The 16,003-nt window shown below is 70.8% G+C and carries 14 protein-coding genes and 1 pseudogene; 5 read left to right on the forward strand and 10 right to left on the reverse strand.

What is annotated here, in order from left to right; all coding sequences use genetic code 11:
* Positions 1 to 33: 33 nt before the first annotated feature.
* A complete protein-coding gene (locus AB0D34_RS19820) occupies positions 34 to 1,569 on the reverse strand; it encodes a gamma-aminobutyraldehyde dehydrogenase (RefSeq protein WP_362663086.1) in 1,536 nt (511 codons plus the stop codon).
* A gap of 211 nt (positions 1,570 to 1,780) precedes the next feature.
* Between AB0D34_RS19820 and AB0D34_RS19825 the strand changes: the two genes are divergently transcribed.
* On the forward strand, positions 1,781 to 2,350 hold the full coding sequence (locus AB0D34_RS19825) for an NADAR family protein (RefSeq protein WP_362663087.1): 570 nt from the start codon (positions 1,781 to 1,783) through the stop codon (positions 2,348 to 2,350).
* Here AB0D34_RS19825 and AB0D34_RS19830 read toward each other — a convergent pair whose 3' ends face one another.
* Positions 2,351 to 2,878, reverse strand: a complete 528-nt coding sequence (locus AB0D34_RS19830) for a DUF4190 domain-containing protein (protein ID WP_362663088.1) — start codon at positions 2,876 to 2,878, stop codon at positions 2,351 to 2,353.
* 415 nt (positions 2,879 to 3,293) lie between these two features.
* On the opposite strand from AB0D34_RS19830, the pseudogene AB0D34_RS19835 reads away from it, so the two are divergent.
* Together AB0D34_RS19835 and AB0D34_RS19840 are read left to right on the forward strand one after the other, a co-directional pair.
* A pseudogene (locus AB0D34_RS19835) lies at positions 3,294 to 4,420 on the forward strand (adenosine deaminase).
* Positions 4,421 to 4,469: 49 nt separating this feature from the next.
* Positions 4,470 to 5,165 (forward strand): glycerophosphodiester phosphodiesterase, encoded by a 696-nt coding sequence (locus AB0D34_RS19840; RefSeq protein ID WP_362663089.1) that lies wholly within the window; start codon positions 4,470 to 4,472, stop codon positions 5,163 to 5,165.
* Between the two features lie 3 nt (positions 5,166 to 5,168).
* Here the strand turns inward: AB0D34_RS19840 and AB0D34_RS19845 are convergent, their stop codons facing one another.
* Both AB0D34_RS19845 and AB0D34_RS19850 read right to left on the reverse strand, forming a co-directional pair.
* The gene (locus AB0D34_RS19845; protein WP_362663090.1) at positions 5,169 to 5,303 is read right to left on the reverse strand and encodes a hypothetical protein; all 135 of its coding nucleotides are present in this window, start codon (positions 5,301 to 5,303) and stop codon (positions 5,169 to 5,171) included.
* Positions 5,304 to 5,346: 43 nt separating this feature from the next.
* Positions 5,347 to 7,017, reverse strand: a complete 1,671-nt coding sequence (locus tag AB0D34_RS19850; RefSeq protein WP_362663091.1) for a sigma-70 family RNA polymerase sigma factor — start codon at positions 7,015 to 7,017, stop codon at positions 5,347 to 5,349.
* A gap of 245 nt (positions 7,018 to 7,262) precedes the next feature.
* Here AB0D34_RS19850 and AB0D34_RS19855 point away from each other — a divergent pair, with 245 nt between their 5' ends.
* Positions 7,263 to 8,396: a serine hydrolase domain-containing protein gene (locus AB0D34_RS19855; protein WP_362663093.1), complete on the forward strand. Its 1,134-nt coding sequence runs from the start codon at positions 7,263 to 7,265 to the stop codon at positions 8,394 to 8,396.
* On the opposite strand, the gene AB0D34_RS19860 is transcribed toward AB0D34_RS19855, so the two are convergent.
* The 4 genes from AB0D34_RS19860 to AB0D34_RS19875 all read right to left on the reverse strand — a co-directional run bounded on the left by AB0D34_RS19860 (position 8,389) and on the right by AB0D34_RS19875 (position 12,610).
* Positions 8,389 to 8,904 carry a hypothetical protein gene (locus tag AB0D34_RS19860; RefSeq protein ID WP_362663095.1) on the reverse strand — a complete coding sequence of 172 codons (516 nt, stop codon included), beginning with the start codon at positions 8,902 to 8,904 and terminating at the stop codon, positions 8,389 to 8,391. The genes AB0D34_RS19855 and AB0D34_RS19860 overlap by 8 nt on opposite strands.
* A gap of 54 nt (positions 8,905 to 8,958) precedes the next feature.
* Positions 8,959 to 9,381, reverse strand: coding sequence for an SRPBCC family protein (locus tag AB0D34_RS19865; protein ID WP_362663097.1), 423 nt, complete (start codon positions 9,379 to 9,381; stop codon positions 8,959 to 8,961).
* Between the two features lie 89 nt (positions 9,382 to 9,470).
* Positions 9,471 to 10,268: a maleylpyruvate isomerase family mycothiol-dependent enzyme gene (locus AB0D34_RS19870; protein WP_362663099.1), complete on the reverse strand. Its 798-nt coding sequence runs from the start codon at positions 10,266 to 10,268 to the stop codon at positions 9,471 to 9,473.
* A gap of 710 nt (positions 10,269 to 10,978) precedes the next feature.
* Positions 10,979 to 12,610, reverse strand: coding sequence for an MFS transporter (locus AB0D34_RS19875; RefSeq protein ID WP_362663100.1), 1,632 nt, complete (start codon positions 12,608 to 12,610; stop codon positions 10,979 to 10,981).
* Positions 12,611 to 12,744: 134 nt separating this feature from the next.
* On the opposite strand from AB0D34_RS19875, the gene AB0D34_RS19880 reads away from it, so the two are divergent.
* The gene (locus tag AB0D34_RS19880) at positions 12,745 to 13,452 is read left to right on the forward strand and encodes a helix-turn-helix domain-containing protein (RefSeq protein WP_362663102.1); all 708 of its coding nucleotides are present in this window, start codon (positions 12,745 to 12,747) and stop codon (positions 13,450 to 13,452) included.
* Positions 13,453 to 14,101: 649 nt separating this feature from the next.
* Here AB0D34_RS19880 and AB0D34_RS19885 read toward each other — a convergent pair.
* Positions 14,102 to 14,752: a TetR/AcrR family transcriptional regulator gene (locus AB0D34_RS19885; RefSeq protein WP_362663104.1), complete on the reverse strand. Its 651-nt coding sequence runs from the start codon at positions 14,750 to 14,752 to the stop codon at positions 14,102 to 14,104.
* A gap of 164 nt (positions 14,753 to 14,916) precedes the next feature.
* Positions 14,917 to 15,921 (reverse strand): NAD(P)H-binding protein, encoded by a 1,005-nt coding sequence (locus AB0D34_RS19890; protein WP_362663106.1) that lies wholly within the window; start codon positions 15,919 to 15,921, stop codon positions 14,917 to 14,919.
* Positions 15,922 to 16,003 lie beyond the last annotated feature (82 nt).

The following is a 16,003-nucleotide window of genomic DNA, read 5'->3' on the forward strand; positions in this document are numbered from 1 at the left end:
GGGCGGCCGCGGGTCAGACGGCCTGAACAACGGCTATCGGTCCCCGAAGATCGTGCGGTGCCAGTCCTTCGCGGCGACCGCGGTGTTGTCGAACATGACATGCTTGATCTGGGTGTACTCCTCGAACGAGTACGAGGACATGTCCTTGCCGAAGCCGGACGCCCGGTACCCGCCGTGAGGCATCTCGCTGATGATCGGGATGTGGTCGTTGACCCACACGCACCCGGCTTTGATCTCCCGGGTGGCCCGGTTCGCCCGGTAGACGTCCCGGCTCCAGGCGGAGGCGGCAAGTCCGTACGGGGTGTCGTTGGCGAGCCGGATGCCGCCGTCGTCGCTGTCGAAGGGCAGCACGACGAGGACCGGCCCGAAGATCTCGGACTGGACGATCTCGCTGTCCTGGGCGGCGTCGGCGACGAGCGTGGGGCGGTAGTACGCCCCCTTGGCGAGCTCTCCCTCGGGCGCCTCACCGCCGGTCACCACGCGCGCGTAGGCACGCGCACGGTCGACGAACCCGGCGACCCGGTCCCGCTGGACATGCGAGATCAGCGGCCCGAGATCGGTACCGGCGGCGAAGGGGTCTCCCAGCCGGACGGTCTCCATCAGGGCCGCGGTCCGTTCGACGAAGGCGTCGTACAGCGGCCGCTGCACATACGCGCGCGTGGCGGCCGTGCAGTCCTGCCCGGTGTTGATGAGCGCGCCCGCGACTGCCCCGTGGACGGCGGCCTCCAGGTCGGCGTCGTCGAAGACGAGGAAAGGAGCCTTGCCGCCGAGCTCCAGGTGCAGCCGCTTCACGGTCGCGGTGGCGATCTCGGCGACCCGCTTGCCGACGGCCGTCGACCCCGTGAAGGAGGTCATGGCCACGTCGGGGTGCCCGACGAGGTGCTCACCCGCCTCCTTGCCGGTCCCGGTGACGATGTTGATGACGCCGTCCGGGATGCCGGCCCGGGTCGCGGCCTGGGCGAAGAGGAGCGAGGTGAGCGGAGTGATCTCGGCGGGCTTCAGAACGATCGTGTTGCCCGCGGCGATCGCCGGGAGGATCTTCCAGGCGGCCATCTGGAGGGGGTAGTTCCAGGGCGCGATGGACCCGACGACACCGATGGGTTCGCGGCGTACGTACGAGGTGTGGTCGCCGGAGTACTCACCGGCGGACTGCCCCTGCAGGTGACGGGCGGCCCCGGCGAAGAAGGACGTGTTGTCGATGGTCCCCGGGACGTCGAACTCCCGGGTCAGCTTGAGCGGCTTCCCGCACTGGAGCGACTCCGCGCGGGCGAAGTCCTCGGCGCGGTCGGCGAGCACGGCGGCGAACCGGTGCAGGGCGTCGGAACGCTCACCGGGAGTGCTGCCCGCCCAGCCGGGAAATGCGGCACGCGCGGCGGCGACGGCCGCGTCCACGTCCTCGGTGCCCGCCAGCTCATAGCTGAGGACCTCCTCACCACGCGCGGGATCCACGACCGCATGCGTGCGACCGGAGGTTCCCCTGGTGAGGCGCCCTCCGATGAACTGCGCGCCCTCGGCGAACCGCTCCTGGGCCGCGAACCGGTCCGACGTGGCACTGCCCGGCTTGTGCATGTCGCTCTCCTCCGCCGTCGCCGCTCGGTGACCGAGTGCGGGTGGCGTAGCTCCAGCTCGATTTGAGTGCCGATCCTGGCAGAGCAAAGGCACTCCTACAAGTGATTCCGTTGTTGCCTTTCGGTTACGCGACGGAATCTGTCGACCAGGTGTCGAGTCGCCCCCGAAAAGGAAGGACGGAGTGTCAGTGGTACCTGCCAGACTCGCGTGCATGGGGAAGATCACGGGGAAGATCGATTCACAGGACGCCCTGGTCAGGCAGGCCCGGGCAGGCGCGAAGATCAAGTATCTGCACTTCTGGGGGCACCGGCCGCGTCCGGACGGCCGAGTCGGCGCGAGCTGTCTGAGCCAGTGGTGGCCGTCACCGTTCGTGGTGGACGGGGTGACCTATGCGACCGCGGAGCACTGGATGATGGCGGGCAAGGCGCGGCTTTTCGAAGATCCGGAGGCCGAACGCCGGATCCTGGCGGCCGGATCTCCGGCTCAGGCCAAGAAGGTGGGCCGCCTGGTCCGCGGCTTCGACGAGCAGATCTGGCAGCGCGAGCGCTTCGGGATCGTCGTCGAGGGCAGCGTCCACAAGTTCGCGGCCCACGACGACCTGCGGCATTTCCTGCTGAACACCGGCGACCGGGTGCTGGTGGAGGCCAGCCCGGTCGACCGGGTGTGGGGCATCGGCCTCGCCGCGTACGACGAGGCGGCGGGTGATCCCGCGCGGTGGCGGGGCCCGAACCTGCTGGGGTTCGCGCTGATGGAGGCGCGCGAGCGGCTCAGAGACGCCTGATCAGTACTGCTGAGCCACCTGGACGGCGGGCAGGGAGCCGTCGTAGTAGTCGGACTCGTCGTCGGAGTTGATGGCGGCCACGATGACGAAGGCCATGAAGACGATGACGGCGAGGCCGAGGATCGTCCCGATGATGCCCATGATGAAACCGGCCTGCGCCTGACCGTGGTTGGTGGCCTCGCCCCGCTCGGCCTTCTTGCGTCCCTTGACGCCGAGGACGATGGCGATGATGCCGAGCACCAGCGAGAGCACGCCGTACAGGCAGAACATGACGCAGGAGATGATGCCCAGGACCATTGCCGCGGTGCCCATGCCGTTCTGCGGGGCCATCGGCGGGGCGGGCCAGCCGCCGTACCCCTGCGGGTAGCCGGGGTAGCCGTATCCGGCGGGGGCGCCGGGGCCCTCGGGTGCCATCGGCGGGGGCGGCACGGAGGTGCCCTGCTGCGGTGCGGGGTAGCCGTAACCGGGGGCGGGGCTCGGGGTGGCCGGGGGCGGGAAGCCGTAACCGTCGCTGGGTGCGGATGTCATGGTGACCTGGTCGTGCACGCCGGGCGGCGGCGGTGTCTGCGGCTGACCGGAACCAGGCGACGCGCTCTTCTCCAGCGAAGGCCCGCTCTCCGGCGGCGCCCACGGGCCCCGGCCGGCCCCGGCATCCCCACTTCGCTGTACTGCGTCATCCGTCATGCTCACGTCCCCCTAGGTCGTTCGACTCCGCAATGCTAAGGCCTGCGCTCGCGGGGACGTCGGCCGCCCAAGGGGGTCCCGGGTCGGGTGGTCGGGCGGGTGCGGGTGAGCGGGGGCTGGCCGCGCAGTTCCCCGCGCCCCTGGGGAGCTTCAGTCGCCGACCCCCAACGCACCCGCGGGCATCCAGGGGCGCGGGGAACTGCGCACAACGCCCGCCCCCACCGAACCCGCAGCTGCGCCGCAGGCATCCCCACCTACCATGTTCCGCATCGATCAGCCGATCACCGCGCCGAAACCACCACCGTGCCAGGCGCCCAGCAAGGGGAGACCCCCATGACGACGACACCCGACCACCAGCACCATCTGCACGCCTTCATCGCCGAGCTGCCCAAGGCCGAACTCCACGTCCACCACGTCGGCTCCGCCTCCCCCCGGATCGTCTCCGAACTGGCCGCCCGCCACCCCGACTCCAAGGTCCCCACCGACCCCGAAGCGCTCGTCGACTACTTCACGTTCACGGACTTCGCCCACTTCATCGACGTGTACCTCAGTGTCGTGGACCTGATCCGCACCCCCGAGGACGTACGCCTGCTGACCTACGAGGTCGCCAGGGACCTCGCCCGCCAGCAGGTCCGCTACGCGGAGCTCACCATCACCCCGTTCTCCTCGACCCGCCGCGGTATCGACGAGCGCGCGTTCATGGACGCGATCGAGGACGCCCGCAAGGCGGCCGAGTCCGAGTTCGGAACCGTGCTGCGCTGGTGCTTCGACATCCCCGGCGAGGCCGGCCTGGAGGCCGCGGAGGAGACGACGAGGCTCGCCACCGACGACCGCCTCCGCCCGGCGGGCCTTGTGAGCTTCGGCCTCGGCGGCCCCGAGATCGGCGTCCCCCGCCCCCAGTTCAAGCCGTACTTCGACAGGGCGATCGCCGCCGGCCTCCACTCGGTCCCGCACGCCGGCGAGACGACCGGCCCGGAGACGGTGTGGGACGCCCTCACCCACCTCCGCGCCGAACGCATCGGCCACGGCACCAGCTCCGCCCAGGACCCCAAGCTCCTCGCCCACCTCGCGGAGCACCGCATTCCGCTGGAGGTGTGCCCCACCTCCAACATCGCCACCCGGGCCGTCCGCCTCCTCGACGAGCACCCGATCAAGGAGTTCGTGCAGGCGGGCGTCATCGTCACGGTCAACTCCGACGACCCCCCGATGTTCGGCACGGACCTCAACACCGAGTACGCGGTGGCGGCGAGGCTCCTGAACCTCGACGAGCGGGGTCTGGCGGACCTCGCGAAGAACGCGGTGGACGCGTCCTTCCTGGACGAACCCGGCAAGGCGAGGATCAAGGACGAGATCGACGCCTGCACGACCACCTGGCTCGCCCCCTGAGCGAACCCCGCACCTGCCCGCGCCCCCGCCGCCCCACCACAATGGGCGCATGCAGAAGCTGACGGCCGTGGCACACCGCGGCGACCCCTACCGCGTCCGTGAGAACACGATCGGCTCCCTGCGTGCCGCGCTCGACCGGGGCGCGGACGCGGTGGAGGTCGACGTACGGCTCACCAGGGACGGCGTGCCGGTCCTGCTCCACGACGACACGCTGAAGCGCCTGTGGGAGCACGACCGGCCGTTGCTGTCCCTGTCGTCGGACGAGGTGCGGGGGCTGACGGACGGCCAGGTGCCGACCCTGGCGGAGGCCCTCCAGGCCACCGACGGCAGCCGCCTGATGCTCGACCTGCCCGGCACGAGAGAGGTACGGGTCGCCCGCCGCGTGGTCGACGTCGTCCGCGAGCACGGCGCGCAGGACCGCGTGTACTACTGCGCCGACGCCACCGCCATGCTCGCCGTACGCGCGGCCGACCCCGCCGCGGAGATCGCCCTCACCTGGACGTCCCTCGCACCCCCGCGCCCCGCTCTCCTGGACGCGGTGAAGCCCCGCTGGCTCAACTACCGTTTCGGCCTGGTCGACCGGGACCTCGCCGACCGCATCCACACCGACGGCTACCTGGTCTCCGTCTGGACCCCCGACACCCGCCGCTCCATGCGCCGCCTGGCCGCCATGGGCGTCGACTCGATCACGACGAACCGGGTGGACGTGCTCTGCGCGCTGCGGGCACGCGCGAACGGGAGTTAGCCCTCAGGAGGTCGGAGCCCCGAGGCCGCCCGCGCTCAGCGGCTCACGGCCCAGATAACGGACGAGCCGTCGTACGACGGTCAGGGCATGCTCGTCGCAGCGGCACCGCGACGGGGCGGCCACCGAGTCGATCGGCACCTCCCCCGGAGCGCCTCCCCGAGCCCGTCGACGGGACGAAGCGCTACGGCGCCGCCACCCGGGACTCCTGAGGGACGGTCGCCGGGTCGGCGGGCGTCGAGCGCGTGGCGTACTGCGGTACGGGGGTGTCGTCCCCACCGGTGTCGCGGACCAGGCCGTAGCGCTTCGCGCCCTGGTCGGGGCCGGTGGTGATGTCCTTCTCGGCCGCGTCCCAGGTGGAGGGGAAGACGCCGAGGCCGTAGTCGGCGCCGCGTTCGTTGACGGTGAGGGTGACGCTGCCGTCGACGTAGAAGTACTCGTTCTGCCACATCTGCTGGGTGCCGGCGGGCAGGACCGCGTAGCCGACGGTGGAGTCGCCCATGCCGGTCGCGGTGCTGTCCGTGGCGCTGACGGGGTCGTCCATGCGGCGGCCGCCGCCCGAGGCCACGTGGAAGAGCCTGCCCTTGAGGCCGGTCCAGGACGGCGGGACCAGGCTGCCGGCCCGGTACTGCGGCGAGATCTGCCAGCGGACGAGGACATAGCCCTTGCCGGTGAGCGTGACGGCGTCCCCGCGATGGTTCAGGACGGCGTGCGCGCCCCCGGTGCTGGTGATGCCGGTCTCGGGCCGGTGGGGCAGGGCGCCGGGCGGGGTGTCGGGGTCCGGTGCCCGGTCGACGGCGTCGACGACACTGCCGTAGAGGGCGCTCTTCGTGGGTGTGACCGAGGGCGAAGGGGACGGCGACGGCGAGGCCGGCGGGGTGGCCGCGACGGACGGCGCGCGATGGGTGCTCGCCGCCGTGGGCGAGACCGTCACGCGCGGCGCCGGGGCGTCCGGGGCCTGGGTGACGACGTACGCCCCGCCCGCGACGATCGTCGCACCCGCGGTGGCCGCGACGACGGGCTGGGTGAGGGCGCCCATCAGCTTGGCGGACCAGCTCACGGAGGCGACCGTGGCCGCCGCGGCCGTCTTGCTCCCCAGGGCCAGCGACAAGGTGAAGCCCACCGGGACGGGCACCAGCGCGATCCCGACGAGGAGCCGCTCCGCCGGTACGACGGACTCGCGGGTGTCGCCGCAGTAGCCGCAGCCGCGGATGTGCCGGGCGAGCCGCTTGCGCCAGACCGAGTCGGGACGGCCGTCCCAGCGTCCGGTGAGTTCACGCAGGTCGGGGCAGGCGCCGTCGAGGGCGCGGACGATGCCCCGGGAGGTCTCCAGGCGCTCCTTCATCCGCTGCACACGTACGGCGGCATGTTGCCGGCTGATGCCCACGGCGGCGGCCAGTTCCCGCCGGGTGAGCTCACCCGCGACCTCCAGCCACCACAGGGAGAGCAGTTGCCGGTCCTCGTCGTCGAGCCAGCGCACCGCCTCCGCGACCTCGCGCCGCTGCCCCTCCAACTGGAGCCGCAATACGGTGAGTTCGGCGAAGTCGGAGGCCTCGCGCGCGGCCGACTCGTCCAACGGCGCGGAGGTCCGGCGGCGGGCCCGGTCGCGGATCTGGCGCATGGCGATGGCGACCAGCCAGGACCGGAAGCTGTCCGGGTCACGCAGGCTGCCGAGGTTGCCGACGGCCCGCAGCATGGTCTCCTGGACGACGTCGTCGACGTCGGCGTGGCCGTTCAGGGCCCGGCCGACGATGTTGTACACCAGCGGCAGCCAGCCCTCGACGAGTTCGTCCAGCGCCCGGCGGTCGCCGTCCTGCGCCGCCGCGATGGTGTCGCGCCACTGCCGCGTGTCCACGTCGTCCTTTCCGGCCGGTGTCCCTTGCCGCTGCCCCTTCGTGCCTGTTCGTACGTGGAGACGGAGTGAAGGGCTCCGCGATAACACTTTTTCTCCCCTAGGGGGTTTTCCCCGACAACTCCCTTATCGCAGGCGAGAGTTGATCAGGGTTCCACCAGGGTCCGGACCCTTCTCGGCGACGATCCCGCCACCTCGACGGCCCCGCAGGATGATCACACAGATCCCACATCCCCAGGAGCCGACCCATGCGTGACCTACGTCGCAGAAGCATCCTCGCCGGCGCCCTCGCCGTGCCCCTGACCGCCGGACTGCCGACCTCGTCGGCGACCGCGAGCGGCACCTGCGGGCCGGACGCCGAGGCGCTGCGCGCGGCGCTCGCGGGGCTCCCCGACGCGGACGCCACCGCGGCCCTGGTCCGCGTCGGCGGCTCCGACGGCAGGTGGCGGGGCAGTTCGGGCGTGCACGACCTGGAGAGCGGCCGGCCCGCCGACCCGCACGCGCGCTTCCGGGCCGGTTCGACGACGAAGGTGGTGACGGCGGCGACCGTACTGCGGCTGGCCGCGGCGGGGCGCCTCGACCTGGACACGCCCGTCCAGCACCACCTGCCCGGCCTCCTCGGCAGGCAGTTCCGGCCGATCAGCATCCGGCAGCTGCTGAACCACACCAGCGGCATCCCGGCGGGCGACGGCCTCGGTACCACCTTCGAGGAGGTGTACGCCCACCGCTTCGACACGCTCACCCCGCAGAGGGTCGCCGCGTCGGCGGGCGCGAAGGAGCCGAAGTTCTGTCCGGGCAGGCAGCAGGACTACGCCAACATCAGCTACACGTTCCTCGGCCTGCTGATCGAGAAGGTGACCGGGCGGCCGTACGCCTCCGAGGCCGCCCGGCTGGTGCTCGCGCCGGCCGGGATGCGGGACACGTACTTCCCGGGCACGGACCCGCGCATCCGCGGCCCGCACAACCGGGGCTACCAGGCGGTGCGGCGGGCCGACGGGACGACGGAGTTCCTGGACGTCACGGAGTGGAACCAGGCGGACCGGTTCGCGGCCGGGGACATGATCTCCACCACCGCGGACCTGGAGCGCCTGCTCACCGCCCTGTTCCGGGGCCGGATCGTCCCGCGGTCGCTGATGAGGGAGGTGTTCTCGGTCCCGTCCGGCATCACCGGCGCGAGCTACAGCGCGGGCGGCCTCCAGCGCTTCGAGTCCGACGGGAAGGTCTACTGGGTCAAGTCCGGTGGCCGGTACGGCTACAACTCGGCGATCGCCGCCACCCGCGACCTGAGCCGCACCCTCGTCTACTCGGTCAACTCCACGGACGCGAAGAGCGCGGACGCGAACCCGGTCGTGGTCCGTGTCATCACGGCCGCGCTCAAGTAGCGGGCAGCGCTCGGGGGTTCGGCGGGGTGAGCGCCTCCAGCCGCTTGATCTTCTTCCGTACGACGTACAGCGGGACGACCCCGAGCACCCCGAACGCCATGTCGATCACGCTCCACCAGAAGGGGATGCCCCGGATCGGGCCGCAGATCAGCGCGAGCGGAATGATCCCGGCGCAGGCGATCATCCCGAACTCGACGACCCAGATGTTGCGGACCGGGTCGCGGTAGGGGCCGTAGAAGGCGACCGCGATGACCAGGTGCGCGAACGCCAGCCAGTCCGTGCCGTAGAGGAGGAAGGGGTAGTCGGAGTCGGCGGTGTCGAGCCCGCGCCGGACGCGCACGATCCAGTCCATGAGGGCGTCCGGCGTGGGCAGGTGCCGCAACAGGTCCTCGGTCCAGCGCAGTTCGTGGACCAGGGGGAAGGCCGTGGCACCGCTGAGCACCAGGCAGACGACGAAGAAGACCAGCCATGCGCGGATGCCCCTTAGTTGGGCGGCTCTGTCGCTCACGGCAGCAGCGTACGTCCGAAACTGAACGCGTTCAAAAACCAGGTCGGTGCCGGCTCAGGACGCCGCCGCCTCGGCCAGCTTCTGGAACTCGCCGAGGTCGTAGTTGGCCAGGGTCGAGTCCAGGTTGGTCAGCGCGCCGAGGTGCTCGACGAACCCCTTCGGGTCGTACTCGATCTGCAGGGTCACCCGGCTCGTGGTGTCGCCGAGCCGGTGGAAGGTGACCACCCCTGCGTGATGCACCCCCTCCACGGTGTGCCACGCGATGCGGTCCTCCGGGATGACCTCGGTGAGCTCGGCGACGAAGTTCTTGTCGGCGCCGGGCAGTTGAAGCTGCCAGGCGAAGCGGCGCTCGTCCAGCTGCTCCACCAGACGCACATGGCTCAGGAAGGACGGCCACCGGGTCACATCGCTCCACAGGGCCCAGGCGACAGTGACGGGAGCCTCGATATCGACCGTTTCCACGAGGGACGCGGACATGCGCTACCTCTCCTCCGATTGGCCGGGAGCCGGCCCGACGGGTGCAGTGCGAAGCGAATACCCCCGCCGAACCGACACACGCTCACGTCCTACTCATCCGGGTCCCAGGCGCTGAGCTGCTCGAAGGGACGTGGGTCGCCGTCGAGCCGCAAGGAGGTGAACGGGATACGGTCATACAGGATGAAGACCAGCTCGCCGGCCGTGCCCCAAATGGAGAGGGTGGCCGCGTCCGTGTCCTGGCCGGCAGTTGTGGCCGGCATGGTGCCGGGCCCGGGGAGGCGGACGGTCCGTGCGCCGTCGGCGGAGAGCGAGAGGCGCCAGGAGCGGCCCTCGGAGGCGTGGAAGTCGATCGCAGCGGGCTTGTGCGGCCAGGCACTTGTCGTTGCGACGCAGGTGGACAGGAACTCGTCGACACCGTCGAGCGCCACCTCGTCCGGCAGCGGCTGCGGGGCACCTACGGTGATCTGGGCGTCGTACGTGTGCACCGCCATCTGCTGGAGCTGGTGCCGAGCCACGGCACCGGAGGTCGGCGGCGACTGCGACTCCCCCCACCACGTCCAGCAACCGCGATCCGGGCCGGCCTCGCGCAACGCGTCCAGCAGTTGCTCCGTGGACTCCGCCAACCAGGCCAGCAGGGCCTCGCGTTCCCGAGGCGCAGCCGGGGCGCCCTCCGCTGCGGACTTGGCCGGAGCAGGGCCTGCGGCCACGGTGACGGCCCAGTCGCGGCGCCCCTCACCGATGTGCTGCGCCAGATCGAACAGCGTCCACTCGGGACAGGTCGGCACTTGTACATCAAGGCTGGGCGCGGAGGCGACCGCGGCACGGAAGGCAGTCGACCGTTCGTCGATCAGGCGCAGCAGAGCGGGGAACTCGAGTGTCGTTGTCACCCTGGATCTCTATCACTGCGTTACGACAATCGGACAGTGATTTTCATGTGACCAGCATCGGTAGTTGGCACCTTGGTACACCGCAGGTCACGGGGTGTTTTCGCTGGGAGCAGGGGGTCATCTGTCTTCAGGCAGCGAGCTTCCGCGTGTGCAACCGACGGACTTCAGGGTCCAAGTGCAGCTTCTCTGTTGATGATCGGTGCGATGGTGCATCCAGAGCACCACATCGCAGACCTCAAACAATGCATGGTCCCGTGGGTGAAGTAGCCGTAGCGGAGCCGGCGTCCGTCTTTGGGACGATCGGCGACCAGAGGACCACGCACGGCATCCCGCACCGTGTCTCCTGCCGTGCCTGGACGTGAGCGAGTCGTGAGGTGCATACGCTGGCGCCTCGGGCAGCGCGATGTTCACGACGGTCGCATCGAGCATGACCGTCGTCGCAGGGCGGCGTCTGCGGCGACCGCCGCTGTCACCTCACGACCCTTGGCCTCCGGGCCGCCCCGGAGGAGAGCCCCGGGGCGGCCCGGAGGCCAAGGACGGTGAGGTGTTCCGGCAGAGGATCCGCGTGGCTGTGGACCGTGGACCACGCCCTGCGCGTCTTGCGCCGCCGGGCTCCTGCCCGACGCACCCGGCGGGCGATCCGGCGGAGGCGGTGCCAGGCGAGCCGGCGGGCGCGTCCCCGGTGATCCAGTGGACGTCCCGCCGGCGGTCTAGCGGGTGGACCCGGTGTGCTCCCGCACAGTCGCCGTCTCGTTCGCCGTCGTCCCGGCTCCCGGCTCGGCGTTGTGCTTCGCGAAGCCGCGCCGGCCCGGCATGATGGCGAGGACGATCAGTGTTCCGGCGGCCATGATGATCCCGCCGATGAGGCTGGTCTGGGCGACTCCGTGGGCGAAGGCCTCGTGGACGGCGTCCACGGCGGCCTGGGCCTGCTGGGGTCCGGCGGAGGGATCCTGCCCGACCCGCTGTGCGACGGCCAGGCCGGCGCCGACGGAGTCCTTGGCGGTCTCCATCGCCTCCGCCGGGAGCCGGTTGCCCACCAGGTCGGTCAGCTCGTCGCGGTAGGCCGTGCCCAGCAGCGAGCCCAGCACCGCGATGCCCAGCGCCCCGCCCAGCTCCAGCGCGGTGTCGTTGACACCGCCGGCGACGCCCAGCTCGGACTCGGGGAAGGAGCCCATGATCGTGTCGGTCGCCGGGGAGATGGCCAGTCCGAGCGCGAGGCCCAGCATCATCATCGGTGCCAGGAGGTCCCCGTACGTCGAGCCCTTGTCGATCTGGGTGAGCAGGAACATGCCCGCCGTGCCGATGGCCAGGCCGGTCACCACCATCGGCTTCACGCCCAGCTTCGGGGTGAGCACCCCGGTCAGCGCGGACCCGAGGAAGACCGCACCGGCCAGCGGCAGCAGCCGTACGCCCGTGTCCAGGGAGCCGTAGCCGAGAACGAACTGCAGGAACTGCGTCACGTAGTAGATCACGGCGAACATGCCGAAGAAGAAGAACATCACCGCGAGCATCGAGCCGCTGAAGGGACGCAGCGCGAACTTTCGGACGTTCAGCATCGGCTGCGGGTGCCGCAGCTCCCAGGCGACGAAGACGGCCAGACCGGCACCGGCGACCACGGCGGCGGTGACGGGGCCGACGCCCCAGCCGGAGTGCGGGCCCTCGATGGCGGCGTAGATCAGGGAGCCGACCGTGACGATCGACAGCAGACCACCGACGTAGTCGATCCGGCCCATGCCCTGCGCCTTGGACGGCGGTACCAGGGCGAGCGCGCCGAACACGCCGAGGAGGGCGATCGGCACGTTGATCAGGAAAGTCGAGCCCCAGGCGTGGTCCTCGAGCAGCCAGCCGGAGACCAGCGGGCCGACGGCGACCGCAAGGCCGGAGGTCGCGGCCCAGGCGGTGATGGCCTTGGTCCGCTCGCTGCGGGGGAAGGTCGCGACCACCAGGGACAGGGTGGCCGGCATCACGACCGCGGCACCGACACCCATGATCGCGCGGGCCACGATGACCAGCGAGGTCTCGTCGACCATGCTCCCCATCACCGAACCGGCGGCGAAGAGCAGCAGACCCAGCACCAGCGCGCCGCGCCGGCTGTACTTGTCGCCGATCGCGCCCAGCACCAGCATCAGCGCCGCGTACGGAACGGTGTAGCTGTCGACGACCCACTGCAGATCACTGCTGCTCAGGCCCAGGTCGGTGGTCATGTCGGGGGCGGCGACGATCAGCGACGTGTTCGCCATCACCGTGATCAGCAGGCTCAGGCACAGCACGAGCAGCGCCCACCAGCGCCGCGCGTACGGCCCGGTCATTTTCTCCACGGGGGTGTTTGCAAGGAAGGGCATCGGTAGCTCCTGAGAGGGACGGGCGGATGAGCGGAAGCACTTAATTGCCCATCGATGTGCACACTAGTTTATTGCCCCTTGATGTGCAACTATCGCGATGGCTCTCTCCTCCCACCCGCCCTCGAGGTACCGACGTGACCAGCCGACCAGCACGAACACCGACGACGAGGCCGAGACGGTCTCCGGCCCGGCCCCACGAGACAACGCCCCCTCCGGCACAGCGTCGGGACGCGCGGGCCACCCGTGCCCGGATCCTCGACGCGGCTCGGCGGGAACTGACCCGCGACCCCGACAGCAGCCTGGAGGACATCGCCGGTGCCGCCGGTGTGGCCCGGCGCACTGTGTACGTCCACTTCGCCTGCCGGGCCGCGCTCGTCGAGGGCCTGGCCGCCGAGGCCGCGGAGGCGATCCGGCGCGCCGTCGCGGGCGCCCCGGCCCCGACCCCCGACGCCGTCGCGGACCTGGCGCGATTCGTCCTCATGGTGTGGCCCGTCGGCGACCGCTACCGCGCCCTCATCCGGCTGGCCCGCGGCCATGACCTCGCACGCGCACGCGTCGACGAACTGCTGACCCCCGCCCGCTCCATGGCCGCCAGGGTCTTAGCCCACGGCCGCCGACAGGGCGTCTTCCAGACCACCGTCCCGCCCAACCCGCTCGGCCGAGCCATCGAGGCCCAACTGCTGGCCCTGCTCGACTGCGCCGACTGCGGCCTGTGGTCCGACGACGGCACCGGCACCGGCGCCGCCACCGCCACCCTCATCGCCGCCGGAGTCGCCCCGGACACCGCCGCCGCGAAGGTCGATCAGGTACGGAAGTCCGGGTCGCCCCCGAGTCCCGTCTGAAACCCGTGGCCGTACTCCACTCCCAGTCACACATGTCCGCCCCCAACTCCCTTTCCCCTGAAACCCTTTGGAGGAGGGCCGAGCTACCGCCCCCGCCCAGAGCGCGCCTATGACCAGGAGTGCGAGTTTCCGTACTCGTACTCGCACGAACCCGCCGACGACTCCGACCGCCGGCTGCCGGTGAGCGAACTCGCCCTGCGGATGGACGGGTTGACGAAATCGGACGACGACAGCGAGGCCGGGGCACGCTCGGCGTAGGCGACCGTCTTCCTGTCGTACGCGGACCTGTCCGACGCTCTGGGCCTGGAACTGACCCGGGGCTACGGTTCCGACCGGATCCGCGCCCTCGTCCTGACCACCCTCGGCTTCGAGGTCACCGCGACGAGACCGTCTCGGCGGCCTCCGGCCACCGCGTCATCTTCAAGGACTTCAAGGTCGCGGGCCGCGTCGCCCGGCCCGAGGCCGGTGAGACGTTGCTCGGTCAGGTCTTCGCCGAGCCGATCGCGCCGCGGAACATCTACGACGGCCTCCGACTGCGCTCGGTCACACCACGGAGCAGGGCCTCACCGCCCACTTCTCCGGCAAGTCGGGCACCTTCCGCCGCGACGACGCCCGGGACACCTCGGCGAACGGGGCGGCCGGAGAGAAATCAGGTGCCGTGGGCCGGAAGAGCCGTAGGCATCGCCGACGCAACCTCATCGACCACCGCGCTCGCCCGATCCTCCGGTACGCCGGCCGCGATGAGGGTGGCCGTGGCGATCCGGTGCCCGTCGTCCTCCAGCGCGCCGGTGTTGACGGACTCCACCAGAGCCACGATCAACGCCATCAGGCCTGCGCTCTGCACGGGCGGCGGCAGATGGGAGTGGAAGACGCCGTCCCGCTGCCCGCGCTCCAGGATCCCGGTGACGGCCTCCCGGGCGGGCGCGAGCACCTCGGCGAAGCGCTCGGCGCCGAGGTCGCGCCGGGTGAGCGCCACCAGCATGCGGTAGCGGTCGCCCACGCGCCACATCCGGAGTACGAACCACGCCAACGCCCGCTCGGCCGACTCCCCCGGCTCCGGCCCGGCCTCCACCGCGTTCCGAAACGTCTCGGCGGCTTCCTCGGCGAGCGCCTCCAGCAGCGCCGCCCGCCCCGGGAAGTGCCCGTAGAGGGTGCGCCGGACGACCCCGGCGGCCCGCGCCAGCTCCTCCAGCGTGACATCGGGGTTCCGCCCCAGCTCCTCACGGGCCGTGGCCAGGATGCGCGCCCGGTTGGACCGCGAATTGCGGCGCAGCGGCTCGCGGCCCACGGGCTTGCTCACGGAGAACCTCGCAGCATCGAAGGGACGGACGAACGGCCTCCCATTTTGTCACGCCGAGCCGAAGCCCCCGTATCACGCCCCGGCGGCCGCTGCCTCACGCGGGCCCCGCCCCACCTCGTGTCCTGCTCCGGAGCACTCAGTGGTTCGGGGCAACCGCTGAGCGCTCAGTGGTTCGGGGCAACCGCCAGCTCGCGCATGTGAGCATTGTTCTGCAGCGCCCACCGCATGGTCCGCGGCGGGCGCCCGAGCAGGGTTTCCAGTTGGTCGGTGACGACGTCGTACCGCCCGCCGGCGACCAGCCTGGTCAGGGTCTTCATGTGCTCCGCCACGTGCTGGGCCGCAGAGTCGCCCAGGGTTTCCCGCAGGAAGGTCTCGTCCACGAAGGCCTCGTGCCAGGCCTCCAATTCCTCGGGGATGTAGGTGACCTGGCGTCCCAGCGCGGCTGCGTAGTCCTCAGCGAACCCATGCATGTCCTTCAGCTCCGGACCGGTGAGCTCGTAGGACTTCGAGATGTGCGGCGCGGGGTCGACCAGCACCTTCACGCACACCTCTGCCACGTCGTGAGCGGCGATGGGCGCGAGCCGCTGGTTGCCGAAGGGCAGGCGCAGTTCACCGTTGCTCAGCGGGCCCTGTTGCATCCAGGTGATCATGGCGTTCTCGACGAACAGGGTCGCCCGTACGTTGACGGTCGGGAGGCCGGACCAGTCCAGCACCTGCTCGCAGACCCAGTGCGCCCGCTGCTGCGGTGACCAGTCCGTGGCCAGTCCGCCGAGCCAGGAACGCCGCTCCTCATCCGGTGTGGTCATCTTCTCGAGCGTCATGTACACCTGCTCGTAGTCGGACATGTGCACGAAGGCCTCGATGTCGCCCTGGTCTCGCGCCGCCGCGGCCATCAGGGTGAGGGCATCGGCGTAGTACGGCGACAGGCTCATGCTGAAGTAGATGCGCTTGACACCCTTCAGCGCGGCGGCCACGTCCGCGAATTTGAGCAGGTCGCCGACGAAGACCTCGGCCCCGGCCTCGCGCAGCGACTGCGCGCGTTCGTCGTCCCGTCGCACGAACGCGCGCACCGGGTGGCCCTGTTCGAGCAGCATGTCGACCATCAGCCTGCTCACGCCACCGATTTGGCCGCCGGCGCCGGTGATCAGAATGGGATTGCGGTCCGTCATTGTTGTGTCCTCCATCTGGTGGGGGGGGTGGGGGGGTGGGTGGGTCGGCCGTTCAGGAAGCCGAGGATGTGGGCACGATTGA

It is taken from the genome of Streptomyces sp. NPDC048420 (assembly GCF_040651535.1).
Lineage (GTDB): Bacteria > Actinomycetota > Actinomycetes > Streptomycetales > Streptomycetaceae > Streptomyces.